This is a genomic window from Desulfosporosinus sp. FKB (assembly GCF_002196705.1).
Classification (GTDB): domain Bacteria; phylum Bacillota; class Desulfitobacteriia; order Desulfitobacteriales; family Desulfitobacteriaceae; genus Desulfosporosinus.
In genome coordinates, this window is sequence record NZ_NADJ01000039.1 from 244,410 (window position 1) to 259,158 (window position 14,749).

Sequence of the window (14,749 nt, forward strand, 5' to 3'; positions counted from 1 at the left end):
ATGCGTTGTGCAGGTTACTTTCGAGTAAAAAGACAAAACCCCCCAAACCAAGAAGGCCTGAGGGATTCTGATGATTAACGTTTAGAGAATTGTGGAGCCTTACGGGCTTTCTTCAAGCCGTATTTACGACGTTCCTTCATTCGTGGATCACGAGTCAGGAAACCGGCGCGTTTCAAGCTTGGACGAAGACTTGCATCAGCCTTCAATAAAGCGCGGGCTATTCCGAGACGAATTGCACCAGCTTGACCGGTAGTTCCGCCACCGTGGGCAAGGGCGATAACATCATATTTAGCAAGAGTATCCGTTATATTAAAAGGTTGCTGAACAATCATTTCTAAAGTTTTCTTACCGAAGTACTCCGATAATTCACGTTTATTGATCGTAAATTTCCCTTCACCGGGAATAAGACGAACGCGAGCAATAGCGTTCTTGCGGCGGCCTGTTGCCGCATATTGTAATTGAGTTGCCATAGTTATTCTTCCTCCTTCCTATACCTACTGTATTGTCCAAACTTCAGGTTGTTGAGCTTGATGAGGGTGTGATTCTCCCTTATACACTTTTAACTTAGTGTACATTTGAGCGCCCAACTTGTTATGAGGAAGCATTCCCTTAACAGCATGTTCCATCGCACGTTCAGGCATTATTTTCATCAGCTTCTTGTAAGGGATCTCTTTCAATCCGCCAGGATAGCCGGAGTGACGACGATAAAGTTTAGCATTGAGTTTATTACCCGTGAGTAATAACTTTTCTGCATTAATAATAATAACGTGATCCCCTGTATCGACATTCGGGGTAAAAGTTGGTTTATGTTTACCTCTTAGGATACGTGCTGCTTCTGTGGCAACACGGCCCAAAGGGATACCTGCAGCGTCAATGATATACCATTTGCGCTCTTGGTCCTGCGCCTTCGCAAAAAACGTAGTCATGACTTTCCCTCCAAAAATTATCAGTTTTCCGTTTTGTTTCACGCTCATGGGGCTCAATCATGCTCGTGATATGCCAAAGTTATGGGGCTCAATCACAACCATGACATAAAAACTCATAATGCTATTTTATTTAGATTTTCTTTTCTTGTCAAGTCAATTCCTTGTCAAGTTCAATTTGTTCAGCTTTAGCTGAACGAGCTCACTTAGATTTAAGATCGGGAAATACTTCAAAAGGGCTTTCCTCCGTGTAATTCACATGCATCAGAGACAAGCCATGAGCGGGAGCAATCAAGCNTTTAAGATCGGGAAATACTTCAAAAGGGCTTTCCTCCGTGTAATTCACATGCATCAGAGACAAGCCATGAGCGGGAGCAATCAAGCGGGCACGTCTCCGCTCCTGACTCATAATAATATCCGGTATCTCTTCCGGGACAATTCGCCCTCTTCCCACATCAACGAGTGTGCCAACAATAATCCGTACCATATGATATAAAAATCCATCTCCAACACAGGTTACACGGATCAAATCTTGATCAAACCGTACCTGACAGCGATAAAGCATTCTTTCAAAGGTTTTGCTGTCACCTCCGGCGGCAGCGAAAGTTTTAAAATTATGCCTTCCTTCCAGGAAGTTTGCAGCCGCTTGCATGTCGGAAATATTAAGAGGTACGGGAATGTGCCAGGAATAGAACCGTTTAAAGACATCCGGTATCCGCCGATTATCGATCTGGTAATCATAGCGCTTCCACACAGCAGACCAGCGTGCATTAAAATCGAAAGGGACGTTCTCTGCCAGAAGAATGCGTATATCCTTAGGGAGCAAACTATTAAAAGCCTTAGGGATTTTATCTTCCGGTATTCTTGCTACTGTTTCAAAATTAACAATTTGGCCGGAGGCATGAACACCGGCGTCAGTCCGTCCAGCCATAGCTAGAGTTACCTTTTCATCCACCAGTCGTTTCCATACGTCTTCTAAGGTTCCTTGGATCGTAGGACCGGCTGTTTCGATCTGGCGCTGAAAACCATGATAATTTGTACCGTCATAGGCTACCTTGAGCCGTATGTTTCGCATCGTATGCCACCAACCTCCACGAAGTCCCGTTTTAGTGCCAGATTAACAGCAGCAATCCCCATAGTCCAACAGCAATTCCGCCCCAACGGTCCAGAGCGGTTCTTTCATGAATTAAGAATGTTCTAAAGCTGCCTGAACCATATCCGCGGGCTAACATAGTTTCCCCAAGTTCTTCTGCTCGCTTTAAACTAATAAGAATTATGGGAACTACAAGCTGGCATATCTCCCATGAGCGCCGCAGCCATGTGGTTGGCCAATTTCCCTTTATCATTCTCGCCTTCCAGATTAACACAGCTTCTTCACCCAGGAGCGGAATAAAACGCAGGGTCAGAGTCAGCAAAAGAGCAAATTCTGCTGCTTTAGTTGAAAGTCGAGTCAGGGGTGCGAAATAATAAACAATTCCCAGGCCTTGTTCCATGGGAAGTGTTACTGCCGCAAAAAGCCTGGTCAAACCAAAAATTAAGGTTATACGCCAAAGCATTAAAACAGCCTGCAATAAACCAACCTTCGACCAGTGCCCCTGCCAGAAGGAAGCTGATTGACCCCAGACCCACCCCGAAGCGAAACCATAAAATAATCCTAACCATAGGAGAACAAAAGTCATCCCCCGAAATAACCTCAAAGGCGTATTGCTTATGATCACCAGCCCCATTAATGCCAATGACGTCAGAAATAACCCCTGCCAACGAGTCAGCGTCAGGAGGAGTGACAAAATCGCTAATCCGCCCACCTTTAGCCTTGGGTCCAGCCGATGGAGAACACTATCGCTGAACCAATAGAGTTCATGAGAATTCATCGCCTCTCCTCCTCTTAACAACGCACCCCAGAGCGGATGAATTTGTCCTGATAGCTGCTCCACTCCTCGGCGAGACAATCAAGCACGACTTCGCCGTTCTCGACGAGCCAAATCCGGTCTGCCGCCCCCAACACGTCTCTAAGATCATGGGTTACGAATAGAATTGTAATGTCCTGGAGAGAGAAAATTAGCCTCTGTATACTCTCCCTGCTCTTTGCATCCAGGCCGAGCAATGGTTCATCCAAAAGCAGAATCTCCGGTAAGGTCCTCATAGCGGCTGCCAACGCTGCTTTTTGCCGCTCGCCGCCGCTTAGCCTTTCAGGAGCAACCCTTGCCAGATGAGCAGGGATTCCATAGCGGTTCAAATACAATTCCTGCTCTGGGCTGAGAGATTTTGGAGCAGACTTTTGCTGGCCGTAAAATATTTCTCCGGAAACACTGCGGCCGATAAGATATTCTCCCGCCTCTTGCAGAACGAAGCCCATTTTTCGCCGCAAATCGCTGATATTATGCTTGTTCATTACTTTCCCGTTAACCGATAATCGCCCTTTTGACGGCAGGGTAAAGCCATAAACGCTTTCTAAAATTGTTGTTTTACCAGCTCCCGAAGGTCCCACAATTGCCAAAAATTCACCAGGCCTTATGGCCCTATCAATCTTCAGACGTGAAATAAAATCTGCCTCTTCCCATACTAAAATCGGATTTTGATCCTCTTTCACTGGTCTGGCTTTCAACTCTAAAGATCCTTGACTTTGCAGCTTCGTTTCAAACATTGAGAGCTCAGCATAATGGTTCTTAAAGGCATCTCTGGGGTTGCCCCAATCGACAAGAAATCCATCATCAAGGACAAGCAATCTGTCTGCCTGACGGGCCAGTTCCGAATCGTGGGTAATCCATAGCTGTCCTGTCGTAGACCGTGCTTGTCTTAGGATCTCTAAAATCCTCTCTTGAGCTTTGGCATCAAGCATGCTTAACGCTTCATCCAGGATTAAAAAGGATGGTTGAAGAGCTAAAATCGCTGCTGTGACAAGTCTTTGGCGTTGTCCACCGGATAGTGTCGCGGGAGATTGATTCTCTTTCCCCTGCAGACCAATCTCATTTGTCAATTGGGACACATGATTACGCACAGTTTCTTGATCCATTCCGAGGTTAATTAATCCGAAACCCAACTCTTCAGCAACTGTTGCCCCGATTGTCTGACGCCGTGGATGTTGGCCTATAAAACCTATCTCCCGCCATCGTTCAACACTCTCCCAGGGAAGAAAAATTTCATTTTGCCGTAAGCGGATCTCACCTTTATTGGGTGCAATTAGACCAGCAAGCAAACGAGCTAAAGTCGATTTACCGGCACCGTTCAAACCCATCAGGGCAAGGATTTCTCCTTGCCGCCAGTTCATGGTAACTCCTTTGAGGATGTTACCATAGCACACGTTTTGAAGTTCGAGAACCTTCGGTGAGTACAAGATACCACTCCCTAAAGTTAACAAAGGCCGGGCGCTTAACCTGTAAGCAACCCGGCCTTTAGCAACTCGCTTCTAGACGAGTTCAACGATAACCAATGACGCAGCATCTCCCCGGCGCATGCCGAGTTTCATAATACGAGTATAGCCTCCCTGACGGTCAGCATACTTTGGCGCAATGGTATCAAATAACTTTTTAACAACATCCTCATCCATCAGATAAGACATCGTTAAGCGACGTGCTGCCAGATCGCCTTGCTTTCCAAGCGTAATCATCTTTTCAGCAATTGAACTAAGTTCCTTGGCGCGTGCTTCGGTCGTTTCAATACGTTCGTGTCGTAATAGGGAAGTGACAATGTTGCGTAACATTGCTCCGCGATGACCCGAGTTTCTTCCCAACTTGCGGTAAGCCATTACATTCCCTCCTTTTGCACCGAATTAGTCCTCAGACGGGCGGAACGATAAACCTAAGTCTTTAAGCTTGAATTCCACTTCTTCTAAAGACTTACGACCAAGGTTACGTACTTTAATCATGTCCTCCTCCGTTTTCTGAGTCAACTCTTCAACGGAGTTAATTCCTGCACGTTTCAGGCAATTGTAGGAACGGACAGACAGATCCAATTCCTCAATCGTCATCTCGAGGATTTTATCTTTGGCTTCTTCTTCTTTTTCTACCATGATTTCAACATTATTGAGTTTATCTGTAAGTCCCATAAAGAGGCGCAGATGGTCGCTCAAAATTTTTGCAGCCGAACTTGTAGCCTCTTCTGGAGAAATACTGCCATTAGACCAAACTTCAAGGGTTAACTTGTCATAATCCGTAGTTTGCCCTACCCGAGTGTCCTCTACGGTATAGTTAACCTTGTAAATAGGAGCAAAGATAGAGTCAATAGGGATAACTCCTATAACTTGATCAGGCTTTTTATTTCGGTCTGCAGAAACGTAACCACGTCCGCGTTCTACAGTCATTTCCATAAATAATCGGCCATCATGGTCTAAAGTAGCAATTTTTAAGTCACGGTTTAGAATCTCAATATCTGGGTCGGTTATGATATCTCCCGCCGTCACAATCCCTTCATGTTGGGATTCTAAACGAATGACTCTGGGTTCGTCAGTATAGCCTTTTAAGGCTAAGGACTTTAAATTAAGAATGATGTCAGTGACATCTTCTAAGACACCCGGAATCGTGGAAAACTCATGGAGTACCCCTTCAATTTTGACTGATGTAACCGCTGACCCTTCAAGAGAGGATAACAGGATCCGTCTTAGTGAGTTTCCTAAGGTGATCCCGTAACCCCTTTCCAAAGGCTCAACTACAAATTTTGCATAGGAGTCATCTTCAGAACGCTCGACACACTCGATTCTGGGCTTCTCGATTTCTAACATCGGAATGCACCTTCTTTCTCGAGAACTTGATATACAAACCATCCGACCCAAAAGGGCAGAACGTCAACATTAACGGGAGTATTTCTCCACGATGAGGTGTTCTTGAATTGGCAGTTGAATATCTTCACGAGTAGGAAGCGCAACAACGGTTCCTGTAGCTGCATTTGCATCCAGGTTTAACCATCCCGGTACAGAACGTGATCCCAAGTTTTCCAGAAGTTGTTTCACTCTGGGTGAACTCTTACTGCCTTCTTTGACAGCAACAACTTCACCAACACGTACTGAATAGGAAGGTATATCGACTCGTTTACCATTCACGGTAAAATGACCATGACACACGAGTTGACGGGCTTCCGGACGGGATGAAGCAAAACCCAAGTGGAATACGACATTATCTAAGCGTCGTTCTAACAAGACTAATAAGTTCTCACCGGTAACTCCTTTACGGCGAGCTGCCTCATCAAAATAGTGTTGGAATTGTTTTTCCATGACACCATATAAACGACGGGCTTTTTGTTTTTCACGCAACTGAAGACCATACTCAGTAGGCTTCTTGCCACGAGCCTGACCGTGTTGTCCGGGGGCGTAAGCACGACGGTCAATAGCACATTTTCCAGTATAGCAACGTTCCCCTTTAAGGAACAACTTCATACCTTCACGCCGACATAAGCGACAAACTGGTCCAGTATATCTAGCCATGATTACACACCTCCTATACCCTTCTGCGTTTTGGTGGCCGACAACCATTATGTGGAATCGGCGTCACATCTTTAATCAAATTAACTTCTAACCCTGCAGCTTGCAGAGCACGAATGGCAGCCTCACGTCCTGCTCCAGGACCTTTTACATAACATTCAACATCTTTCAAACCATGTTCCATTGCAACCTTTGCACAAGTCTCAGCAGCCATTTGTGCTGCAAATGGTGTGCTTTTACGTGAACCTTTAAACCCTAAGGAACCCGCACTTGACCAGGAGAGTGCGTTCCCGCTGGTATCCGTAATGGTCACCATGGTATTGTTGAAGGTGGACTTGATATGGGCAATTCCACTGTCAATATTCTTACGTTCCCGGCGCTTTGTCCGGACAACTTTACGTGCCATCTCGGTTATCCCTCCTTATTACTTCTTACGTTTTGCTCCAACAGTTTTAGCCGGACCCTTGCGAGTACGAGCATTGGTTTTCGTGCGTTGTCCTCTTACGGGAAGTCCCCGACGATGACGCAAACCACGATAGCAACCAATTTCCATCAGACGCTTGATATTGAGGGAAACTTCGCGACGCAAATCGCCTTCAATTTTAAACTCTTTATCAATAACTTCCCGAAGCTTGCCGACTTCGTCTTCTGACAAGTCACGCACTCGGACATCTGGACTCACACCTGTTTTGGCGAGAATCTTATGTGAAGTCGGAAGCCCAATGCCATAAATATAGGTCAAGGCAACTTCTATACGTTTCTCGCGCGGTAAATCAACCCCAGCGATACGTGCCATCTAAAATTTACACCTCCATTGTTTTCAGCTCTTACCATTATAAAAATCGGTGCATTAGAGAAAATCTCCAATCAGCCGCGCAACCGAAACTGTTTACCCTTGGCGTTGTTTGTGCTTTGGGTTTTCGCAAATGACCATGATCTTGCCATGTCTGCGAATAATTTTACATTTTTCGCAGATGGTTTTAACAGAAGGCTTTACTTTCACCGTAATCCCTCCCTTGACTTACTTAAACCTATAAGTGATTCTGCCCCGTGACAGGTCATAGGGAGAAAGTTCCACCGTCACCCGATCACCAGGAAGAATCCTAATAAAATTCATGCGTATTTTACCAGAGACATGGGCCAATACTTTGTGTCCGTTGGGTAATTCAACGGAAAACATGGCATTTGGCAATGGCTCTAATACTTTACCTTCTACTTCAATAACGTCTTCTTTAGACATACTTAAATTCCCCTCCTCTGACAATCCTACGGTATAGACCTAACTTCGAGTCAGAATTTCCAAGCCATTTTCCGTAATTGCGACTGTGTGCTCGAAATGAGACGACGGCTTCTTATCTTTCGTGACCACAGTCCAGTGATCCTTCAGCGTCAGCACTTCATACGTCCCCATGTTTACCATGGGCTCAATAGCCAAGGCCATACCTACCTCGAGTCGTGGCCCCCGGCCAGGCTTGCCAAAATTAGGGATCTGCGGATCCTCGTGCATGGCTCGGCCAATTCCGTGCCCGACATAATCACGCACAACCGAAAAGCCGTTGTCTTCTACATGCTTTTGAACTGCGTGTGATATATCATAAAGTCGATTTCCAACTTTCGCCTGAGCAATACCGAACATTAATGATTCTTCAGTTACCTTCAAGAGTTTTAAGAGATTTTCATCAACATCTCCAATTGCCAGAGTTACAGCAGCATCTCCGAAATATCCATCAATGACCGCTCCGCAATCAATACTGATAATATCTCCAGATTCTAAACTCCTTAAACTTGGTATTCCATGAACAACCTGTTCATTAACGGATGTACAGAGAGTCGCCGGAAACCCATTGTAACCTTTAAATGCAGGAATTGCACCTTGAGCACGAATATATTCCTCTGCCTTGCGATCCAGTTCGAGGGTTGTAATCCCAGGCCTTGCGACCTCCCGCATTAATGCGAGGGTATCTGCCACAATTTTTCCTGCCTTACGCATCCTCTTAAACTGGCTTGCATTTTTAAGCTCTATCATGGTTAATTAGCCCAAGGCCTTGAGAATATCCGCAAAGACCTTATCAATTGGCTGATCGCCATTGATGCGTTTCAGCAGTCCTTGTTGTTGATAGAAATTAATCAAGGGTTCTGTCTGTTGATTATAAACGTTTAAGCGATTCTTGGCAGTTTCCACAGTGTCGTCGGAGCGTTGATAAAGCTCTCCGCCGCACTGACCACAGACACCTTCCTGTTGGGGAGGATTGAAAACCATATGATACGAAGCCCCGCATTTGCGGCAGACGCGGCGGCCGGTTAGACGCGGAATTAAGACATCCTCGGCTACTTCGATATTTATGACGCCATCAAGCTTCATGCCAAGACGATCCAAGATCTCATTTAAAGCATTCCCTTGAGCCAGTGTACGCGGGAACCCATCAAGAAGGAACCCTTCAGCACAATCCGGCTGTGCTAATCGTTCAGCCACAATTCCAATGGTAACTTCATCTGGAACCAATCCGCCGGCATCCATATAAGACTTAGCTTTTAAACCCAAAGCTGTTCCTTCTTTAATTGCAGCACGGAACATATCACCTGTGGAGATATGAGGGAAATGAAATTTTTCCACCAGTGGAGCTGCTTGAGTACCTTTACCTGCTCCTGGACCGCCCATTAATATAATTTTCATCTCTATTCCTCCTTTACTTCATAAACCCTTGATAATGCCTTGACATAAGCTGGGATTCGATCTGTTTCATCGTTTCAAGCGCAACCCCAACTACGATCAAAAGGGAAGTACCACCAAAATAGATGTTTTTAAGACCCGTCAGTCCCATGACTATTGTCGGTAGAATTGCTATCAATGCAAGGAATATGCCGCCTGCCAGCGTGATGCGGCTAAGAATCTTAGACAGATATTCAGCCGTAGGACGCCCAGGACGAAGGCCAGGGATAAATCCTCCATACTTCTTCAAGTTGTCTGCTACATCCACTGGATTAAAGGTAACAGCCGTGTAGAAGTAAGTAAAGAATATTATGAGCACTGCGTAGACCAGCAAATATGGAATGGACTGAACCGAGCCATTCATGCTGAACCAAGTGTTGACAAATCTCGCAAATCCAGAAGTTGGCATCCATGTTGCAATCGTCTGCGGAAACGCGAGCAAAGAAATCGCGAAGATAACCGGAATAACACCGGCTTGATTAACCTTCAAGGGGATGTGACTGCTTTGTCCTCCATAGACCCGGCGACCAACTACTCGTTTCGCATATTGAACCGACACTCGTCGAGTTCCTTCCTGAACATAGACTACTCCTGCAATAATAAATACCACAATGACTGCCAGTCCAAGAAGCGAAAAGATGTTGATCTCATTGACCGTAAACAAACTATACAAGTATTTTAGAGCATCAGGTACACGCGAAACAATACCTGCAAAAATAATCAGCGAGATACCATTTCCGACACCGTTTTCTGTTATCGCTTCACCAACCCACATCAAAAATGCTGTACCTGCAGTTAAGACGAGAGCCACCAAAATGTAAATTGCCCACTTCCAAGAGGAGCTGGGAACCATTAAGGCGCTGCGAATCCCAAAGGTAAGACCAAAGGCCTGAATAAAACCCAAAGCAACGGTACAATATCGTGTATATTGGGTAATCTTTTTGTGGCCATAATCGCCTTCTTTAGAGAGTCTTTCTAAAGATGGGATTACTATCGTCAGCAACTGTAAAATGATAGAAGCTGTAACATAAGGAGTAATGCTTAAAGCAAATACTGTTAGTCGTTTGAAGGAACCCCCTGAGAGCGTGTCCATAAAATCGAACATGCCCCCGGTTCCAAGCATATTCTTTAAAACTTCATGATTAACATACGGAATGGGAATATGTGCTCCGATACGGAAGATCAGGAACATAAGAAGAGTGTAACCGATTTTCTTCCTGAGATCCGCTACATTCCACGCATTCTTCAGGGAATCGAAAATCATCCTACTCCACCTCTACTTTGCCACCAGCTGCAACTATCTTTTCTGCCGCGGCAGGACTGACTTTGTCAATCTTGACGGTCAGAGCTTTGGTTAATTCCCCCGTTGCTAAAATCTTGACACCATCTTTTACAGCCTTAATAAGACCGCTCTCTAAGAGGCTTTCAAGAGTGATTACTGTCCCGTTCTCAAAACGTTCTAGATCACGAACATTCAGAGCAACAATTTCTTTTCTGGAAATATTTTTAAAGCCACGTTTCGGCATTCTGCGGTAAAGTGGATTTTGTCCGCCTTCAAAACCAGGACGGACACCTCCGCCTGCACGGGCATTTTGTCCTTTATGCCCTTTGCCGGCTGTTTTGCCGTTACCCGATCCTATTCCACGCCCGAGACGTTTCGGGGCATGAGTCGATCCTTCAGCAGGCTTAAGATCATGCAGTTTCATACTCGCCCACACCTCCTTCTATTGAACTTGTTCGACTGTTACTAAATGCATACATTTATGAATCATCCCTAAAATGCTTGGGGAGTCTTCATGAACAGCACTTGAGCCAACTTTTCCCAGGCCAAGTGCTTGCAAAACTTTATGCTGCGCCTTTGAATAACCAATCGGACTCTTCGTCAGCGTCACTTTAATTTTCATGACCAACCCTCCTTAACCTAGAATTTCTTCTACGTTTTTACCTCGGAGTTTGGCAATCTCATCTGGACGCTTAAGAGATTTTAACGCAGCCATTGTCGCATTGACCATATTATGCGCGTTTGCCGAACCCAAAGACTTTGCTAAGATATCATGCACGCCTGCGGCTTCAAGAACCGCACGAACTGCGCCTCCTGCAATAACACCAGTTCCTTTGGAAGCTGGCTTTAACAAAACTTGTCCCGCGCCGAATATTCCCAAAATAGGATGGGTAATGGTCGAACCATGCATAGGAATGGAAAGAAGGTTCTTCTTCGCATCTTCGACTCCCTTGCGGATAGCCTCAGGAACTTCACTAGCTTTGCCTAATCCTGCTCCTACACGTCCATGACCATCACCAACAACAACGAGGGCACTGAAACTAAAACGGCGTCCGCCCTTTACAACTTTAGCAACCCGGGCTATATGAACAACCCTCTCATTCAACTCCGACTTGTTTGCTTCGAATTTCGCCAATTTGATTTTTCCCTCCTTTACCCTAGCTTAAAAGCTGAGTCCAGCTTCACGTGCTGATTCTGCTAATGCAGAGATTCGGCCATGATAGAGATTGCCTCCACGATCGAAAACAACCTGCGTAATCCCTTTTTCAAGAGCTTTTTTTGCGATCATCTCGCCGACTTTTTGAGCCCCAGAAGTATTTCCACCGGACAGGTTTGCTGCTTTAAATTCCGGATCAAGGGAAGAAGCAGCTGCCAGTGTCACACCAAGCTCATCATTGATCACTTGAGCGTAGATATGATTCAAGCTTCGAAATACAGCCAAACGCGGACGATCTGCGACGCCGGTTATTGCTTTGCGGATACTCTTATGCTTTTTGATGCGAAGAGCCTTTCGATCAATGCGCTTAATCAAAGGGTACACACTCCTTTCAGAACTGCAAGAGATTTGGCCCTTGCTATTTTGGATTATTTCTTAGCGCCGCCCTTTTTACCGCCGGTCTTACCAACTTTACGACGAACAACTTCAGTTTCATACTTAATTCCTTTGCCTTTATAGGGCTCAGGCAGTCGTTCTGAGCGGACAACAGCCGCAAAAGCTCCGACAAGCTCCTTATCCATTCCTTTAATTAGGATCTTATTGGGAGCTGGAACTTCGAAATCAATACCTTCAAAAGGTACTAATTCCACAGGGTGGGATTTACCGACCGTTAAAACAAGCTTGTTACCTTGCTTGGCTGCACGGTATCCAACCCCAACCATATCAAGTCCTTTTGTGAACCCGTTTGTCACACCTTCTACCATATTGGCAATCAAAGTGCGAGACAACCCATGTAAGGATCGGCTCAAAGGTTCATCATCGGCTCGAGTGACAGTGACCTGTGAATTTTCTACTGTGACCGTCATTAACGAATGAATTTGTCTGCTCAGGGTGCCTTTAGGACCCTTCACAGTGACCAAGTTATCCTCTATTTTGATGTCGACGCCATTGGGGATTCCAATGGGACGCTTACCAATTCTGGACATTCACTGCACCTCCCATTGCGATAATTACCAAATATAGGAGATTACTTCTCCTCCAAGACCCTCTTTACGGGCTTTCCTATCCGTCATAATCCCCTTTGAAGTTGAAATAATGGCAACTCCGAGGCCTCCGAGGACTTTGGGAATTTCATCCTTTTTCGCATAGACACGCAATCCTGGACGGCTTATTCGCTTAAGCCCAGTAATAACGCGTTCACGATTGGGACCATATTTCAAATACATCCGGATAACACCTTGTTTGTCGTCCGCAATATACTCTACGTCTTTAATGTAGCCTTCGGCTTTAAGCAACTCCGCAAGTTCCCGTTTAATCCGTGATGATGGTACCTCAACCTTATCGTGATAAACCATCCCAGCGTTGCGGATACGTGTTAGAAAATCTGCAATCGGATCTGACATTGACACTTCAGTCGTCCCCCTTCCTTACAATAGTATTACCAACTGGCCTTCGTGACCCCAGGAAGTTCACCTTTGTGAGCCAACTCCCGGAAGCAAACCCGGCATATACCAAACTTCCGAATATAAGCATGGGGACGTCCACAAAGCTTACAACGGTTATGCGAACGTACGGCGAACTTTTGCCCGCGATTTTGGCGGACAACCATCGATGTTTTAGCCACGCTCTTGAACCTCCCTTTCTTTAATCACGATACGGCATTCCGAATCCGCGAAGCAACTCACGCGCTTCTTCATCGGTCTTTGCCGTCGTTACGAAAACTACATCCATGCCGCGGAGCTTATCGATCTTGTCATACTCAATTTCTGGGAAAATCAATTGCTCCTTGATCCCTAAAGTGTAGTTTCCTCGTCCGTCAAACGCCTTACCTGAGATTCCGCGGAAATCACGAACGCGGGGTAATGCTACACTTAAGAGGCGATCCATAAATTCATACATTCTTTCACCGCGAAGAGTTACCTTGCATCCGATGGGCATACCTTCACGAAGTTTAAAAGCTGCAATTGATTTTTTAGCTCTGGTCACAATGGGTTTTTGCCCTGTGATAATCATAAGATCTCCTACAGCAGAATCAATCGCTTTGGAGTTTTGAACAGCTTCTCCCACACCCATGTTGACCACAATCTTTTCAAGTTTAGGGATTTGCATAACATTTTTATAAGCAAACTTCTGCTGCAGCGCAGGAGCTATTTCACTAATGTATCTGTCTCTTAGACGAGCCACTGGGGTCCCTCCTTTCGCGATTAGTGTTTATCTGGAAGATTCACTCCGCAATGTTTGCAGACGCGAACTTTTCCGTTATCCGTCAACTTGAAGCTTACACGAGTCACGGAATTACACTCTTGGCAATATAGCATAACGTTAGAACTGGCCATCGGAGCTTCCTTGGAAATAATGCCGCCTTGAGGCATTGCTTGAGAGGGTTTCGTGTGACGTTTAACAATATTAGCCTTTTCTACGACAACACGGCCCTTTTTCGGGAATACTTCGATTACATTACCTTTTTTACCAGCATCTTTACCGCTGATGACCATGACATAATCGCCTTTTTTAACGTGTAGTTTATTCGGTTGTACTTTATGCTTAGTAGCAGTCACTTTCTTCACCTCCATCTATCATGGGGTCTTAGATAACTTCCGGTGCCAGGGAAATAATTTTCATATAATTATCACGCAGTTCACGTGCAACAGGTCCAAAAATACGTGTTCCACGAGGACTCTTGTCATCTCTGATAATGACGGCAGCATTCTCGCTAAAACGGATATATGAACCGTCTGTACGCCGAATTTCTTTCTTTGTGCGGACAACGACAGCCTTAACAACGTCACCCTTTTTAACAACGCCCCCTGGCGTTGCCTCTTTAACAGAAGCTACAATAATATCTCCAATTGATGCATACCGACGCATTGAGCCCCCGAGCACCCGAATACACATCAATTCTTTTGCACCAGAGTTGTCTCCAACCCGAAGCCTGGTTTGTACCTGGATCATTCCCTTTGACCCCCTTCCGAACTAAATATCAGTAAATTAGAGCGCAATAGCCCTTTCCAGAACTTTAACCATGCGCCAGCATTTATCCTTGCTTAAACGGCGAGTTTCCATGATTGTAACAGTGTCGCCGATATGAGCTTCATTATTCTCGTCATGAGCCTTAAATTTCTTCGTGCGAGTAAATGTCTTTTTATATAGAGGGTGGCTTTCAGTAATTTCTACAGAGACAACAATGGTTTTATCCATCTTATCGCTGACTACTTTGCCGATCCGAACTTTACGCTGGGCTCTTTCCACGCTAAAAAGCCTCCTT

26 protein-coding genes are annotated in these 14,749 nt (G+C 45.3%); all 26 read right to left on the bottom strand.

The window, feature by feature from the left end; translation table 11 throughout:
* Positions 1-74 precede the first annotated feature (74 nt).
* The 26 genes from rpsI to rpsQ all read right to left on the bottom strand — a co-directional run bounded on the left by rpsI (position 75) and on the right by rpsQ (position 14,733).
* Complete coding sequence (rpsI, locus tag B5Y67_RS19795; protein ID WP_047808654.1) at positions 75-470, bottom strand: 30S ribosomal protein S9; 396 nt, start codon at positions 468-470, stop codon at positions 75-77.
* Positions 471-494: 24 nt separating this feature from the next.
* Positions 495-926 carry a 50S ribosomal protein L13 gene (rplM, locus tag B5Y67_RS19800; protein ID WP_088228135.1) on the bottom strand — a complete coding sequence of 144 codons (432 nt, stop codon included), beginning with the start codon at positions 924-926 and terminating at the stop codon, positions 495-497.
* A gap of 199 nt (positions 927-1,125) precedes the next feature.
* Complete coding sequence (gene truA / locus B5Y67_RS19805) at positions 1,126-1,998, bottom strand: tRNA pseudouridine(38-40) synthase TruA (RefSeq protein ID WP_088228136.1); 873 nt, start codon at positions 1,996-1,998, stop codon at positions 1,126-1,128.
* Between the two features lie 31 nt (positions 1,999-2,029).
* Positions 2,030-2,794 carry an energy-coupling factor transporter transmembrane component T gene (locus tag B5Y67_RS19810; RefSeq protein ID WP_088228137.1) on the bottom strand — a complete coding sequence of 255 codons (765 nt, stop codon included), beginning with the start codon at positions 2,792-2,794 and terminating at the stop codon, positions 2,030-2,032.
* Between the two features lie 14 nt (positions 2,795-2,808).
* Complete coding sequence (locus tag B5Y67_RS19815; RefSeq protein ID WP_282432802.1) at positions 2,809-4,224, bottom strand: ATP-binding cassette domain-containing protein; 1,416 nt, start codon at positions 4,222-4,224, stop codon at positions 2,809-2,811.
* 105 nt (positions 4,225-4,329) lie between these two features.
* Complete coding sequence (gene rplQ / locus B5Y67_RS19820; protein WP_047808650.1) at positions 4,330-4,668, bottom strand: 50S ribosomal protein L17; 339 nt, start codon at positions 4,666-4,668, stop codon at positions 4,330-4,332.
* A gap of 24 nt (positions 4,669-4,692) precedes the next feature.
* Complete coding sequence (locus B5Y67_RS19825; RefSeq protein WP_047808649.1) at positions 4,693-5,640, bottom strand: DNA-directed RNA polymerase subunit alpha; 948 nt, start codon at positions 5,638-5,640, stop codon at positions 4,693-4,695.
* A 69-nt stretch (positions 5,641-5,709) separates the two neighbouring features.
* On the bottom strand, positions 5,710-6,339 hold the full coding sequence (gene rpsD / locus B5Y67_RS19830; RefSeq protein WP_088228139.1) for a 30S ribosomal protein S4: 630 nt from the start codon (positions 6,337-6,339) through the stop codon (positions 5,710-5,712).
* A gap of 13 nt (positions 6,340-6,352) precedes the next feature.
* Positions 6,353-6,742: a 30S ribosomal protein S11 gene (rpsK, locus tag B5Y67_RS19835; RefSeq protein ID WP_088187407.1), complete on the bottom strand. Its 390-nt coding sequence runs from the start codon at positions 6,740-6,742 to the stop codon at positions 6,353-6,355.
* Positions 6,743-6,760: 18 nt separating this feature from the next.
* On the bottom strand, positions 6,761-7,132 hold the full coding sequence (gene rpsM / locus B5Y67_RS19840; RefSeq protein WP_047808647.1) for a 30S ribosomal protein S13: 372 nt from the start codon (positions 7,130-7,132) through the stop codon (positions 6,761-6,763).
* 93 nt (positions 7,133-7,225) lie between these two features.
* Positions 7,226-7,339, bottom strand: coding sequence for a 50S ribosomal protein L36 (gene rpmJ, locus B5Y67_RS19845; RefSeq protein WP_083995862.1), 114 nt, complete (start codon positions 7,337-7,339; stop codon positions 7,226-7,228).
* A gap of 18 nt (positions 7,340-7,357) precedes the next feature.
* Entirely contained in the window at positions 7,358-7,576 is a 219-nt protein-coding gene (gene infA, locus B5Y67_RS19850; protein WP_014825592.1) for a translation initiation factor IF-1, read from the bottom strand.
* A gap of 39 nt (positions 7,577-7,615) precedes the next feature.
* Positions 7,616-8,362 carry a type I methionyl aminopeptidase gene (gene map, locus B5Y67_RS19855; protein WP_088228140.1) on the bottom strand — a complete coding sequence of 249 codons (747 nt, stop codon included), beginning with the start codon at positions 8,360-8,362 and terminating at the stop codon, positions 7,616-7,618.
* A 6-nt stretch (positions 8,363-8,368) separates the two neighbouring features.
* Complete coding sequence (locus B5Y67_RS19860; RefSeq protein ID WP_088228141.1) at positions 8,369-9,010, bottom strand: adenylate kinase; 642 nt, start codon at positions 9,008-9,010, stop codon at positions 8,369-8,371.
* Positions 9,011-9,023: 13 nt separating this feature from the next.
* The gene (gene secY, locus B5Y67_RS19865) at positions 9,024-10,310 is read right to left on the bottom strand and encodes a preprotein translocase subunit SecY (RefSeq protein WP_088228142.1); all 1,287 of its coding nucleotides are present in this window, start codon (positions 10,308-10,310) and stop codon (positions 9,024-9,026) included.
* A 1-nt stretch (position 10,311) separates the two neighbouring features.
* The gene (gene rplO, locus B5Y67_RS19870; protein WP_088228143.1) at positions 10,312-10,752 is read right to left on the bottom strand and encodes a 50S ribosomal protein L15; all 441 of its coding nucleotides are present in this window, start codon (positions 10,750-10,752) and stop codon (positions 10,312-10,314) included.
* 18 nt (positions 10,753-10,770) lie between these two features.
* Positions 10,771-10,950 carry a 50S ribosomal protein L30 gene (gene rpmD, locus B5Y67_RS19875; protein ID WP_014825587.1) on the bottom strand — a complete coding sequence of 60 codons (180 nt, stop codon included), beginning with the start codon at positions 10,948-10,950 and terminating at the stop codon, positions 10,771-10,773.
* A gap of 12 nt (positions 10,951-10,962) precedes the next feature.
* A complete protein-coding gene (gene rpsE / locus B5Y67_RS19880; protein WP_088228144.1) occupies positions 10,963-11,463 on the bottom strand; it encodes a 30S ribosomal protein S5 in 501 nt (166 codons plus the stop codon).
* Between the two features lie 27 nt (positions 11,464-11,490).
* Positions 11,491-11,859, bottom strand: a complete 369-nt coding sequence (gene rplR / locus B5Y67_RS19885; protein ID WP_088228145.1) for a 50S ribosomal protein L18 — start codon at positions 11,857-11,859, stop codon at positions 11,491-11,493.
* A gap of 53 nt (positions 11,860-11,912) precedes the next feature.
* A complete protein-coding gene (gene rplF / locus B5Y67_RS19890) occupies positions 11,913-12,470 on the bottom strand; it encodes a 50S ribosomal protein L6 (RefSeq protein WP_047808640.1) in 558 nt (185 codons plus the stop codon).
* 24 nt (positions 12,471-12,494) lie between these two features.
* A complete protein-coding gene (rpsH, locus tag B5Y67_RS19895) occupies positions 12,495-12,893 on the bottom strand; it encodes a 30S ribosomal protein S8 (protein WP_047808639.1) in 399 nt (132 codons plus the stop codon).
* Between the two features lie 29 nt (positions 12,894-12,922).
* Entirely contained in the window at positions 12,923-13,108 is a 186-nt protein-coding gene (locus B5Y67_RS19900) for a type Z 30S ribosomal protein S14 (protein WP_083995860.1), read from the bottom strand.
* A gap of 20 nt (positions 13,109-13,128) precedes the next feature.
* Entirely contained in the window at positions 13,129-13,668 is a 540-nt protein-coding gene (gene rplE / locus B5Y67_RS19905; protein WP_088228146.1) for a 50S ribosomal protein L5, read from the bottom strand.
* Between the two features lie 20 nt (positions 13,669-13,688).
* Positions 13,689-14,057, bottom strand: coding sequence for a 50S ribosomal protein L24 (rplX, locus tag B5Y67_RS19910; RefSeq protein ID WP_088228147.1), 369 nt, complete (start codon positions 14,055-14,057; stop codon positions 13,689-13,691).
* A 13-nt stretch (positions 14,058-14,070) separates the two neighbouring features.
* A complete protein-coding gene (rplN, locus tag B5Y67_RS19915; RefSeq protein ID WP_088228148.1) occupies positions 14,071-14,436 on the bottom strand; it encodes a 50S ribosomal protein L14 in 366 nt (121 codons plus the stop codon).
* 36 nt (positions 14,437-14,472) lie between these two features.
* Positions 14,473-14,733 carry a 30S ribosomal protein S17 gene (rpsQ, locus tag B5Y67_RS19920; RefSeq protein ID WP_053006266.1) on the bottom strand — a complete coding sequence of 87 codons (261 nt, stop codon included), beginning with the start codon at positions 14,731-14,733 and terminating at the stop codon, positions 14,473-14,475.
* Positions 14,734-14,749 lie beyond the last annotated feature (16 nt).

Coding starts and splice junctions, on each gene's coding strand:
- secY (WP_088228142.1), bottom strand. CDS start 10,310: ATGATTTTCGATTCCCTGAAGAATGCGTGGAATGTAGCGGATCTCAGG.
- B5Y67_RS19825 (WP_047808649.1), bottom strand. CDS start 5,640: ATGTTAGAAATCGAGAAGCCCAGAATCGAGTGTGTCGAGCGTTCTGAA.
- map (WP_088228140.1), bottom strand. CDS start 8,362: ATGATAGAGCTTAAAAATGCAAGCCAGTTTAAGAGGATGCGTAAGGCA.
- rplQ (WP_047808650.1), bottom strand. CDS start 4,668: ATGGCTTACCGCAAGTTGGGAAGAAACTCGGGTCATCGCGGAGCAATG.
- B5Y67_RS19860 (WP_088228141.1), bottom strand. CDS start 9,010: ATGAAAATTATATTAATGGGCGGTCCAGGAGCAGGTAAAGGTACTCAA.
- rpsK (WP_088187407.1), bottom strand. CDS start 6,742: ATGGCACGTAAAGTTGTCCGGACAAAGCGCCGGGAACGTAAGAATATT.
- B5Y67_RS19810 (WP_088228137.1), bottom strand. CDS start 2,794: ATGAATTCTCATGAACTCTATTGGTTCAGCGATAGTGTTCTCCATCGG.
- rplX (WP_088228147.1), bottom strand. CDS start 14,057: ATGGAGGTGAAGAAAGTGACTGCTACTAAGCATAAAGTACAACCGAAT.
- rpsI (WP_047808654.1), bottom strand. CDS start 470: ATGGCAACTCAATTACAATATGCGGCAACAGGCCGCCGCAAGAACGCT.
- rpsD (WP_088228139.1), bottom strand. CDS start 6,339: ATGGCTAGATATACTGGACCAGTTTGTCGCTTATGTCGGCGTGAAGGT.
- rplM (WP_088228135.1), bottom strand. CDS start 926: ATGACTACGTTTTTTGCGAAGGCGCAGGACCAAGAGCGCAAATGGTAT.
- infA (WP_014825592.1), bottom strand. CDS start 7,576: ATGTCTAAAGAAGACGTTATTGAAGTAGAAGGTAAAGTATTAGAGCCA.
- rplF (WP_047808640.1), bottom strand. CDS start 12,470: ATGTCCAGAATTGGTAAGCGTCCCATTGGAATCCCCAATGGCGTCGAC.
- rpsM (WP_047808647.1), bottom strand. CDS start 7,132: ATGGCACGTATCGCTGGGGTTGATTTACCGCGCGAGAAACGTATAGAA.
- rplN (WP_088228148.1), bottom strand. CDS start 14,436: ATGATCCAGGTACAAACCAGGCTTCGGGTTGGAGACAACTCTGGTGCA.
- rpmD (WP_014825587.1), bottom strand. CDS start 10,950: ATGAAAATTAAAGTGACGCTGACGAAGAGTCCGATTGGTTATTCAAAG.
- rplO (WP_088228143.1), bottom strand. CDS start 10,752: ATGAAACTGCATGATCTTAAGCCTGCTGAAGGATCGACTCATGCCCCG.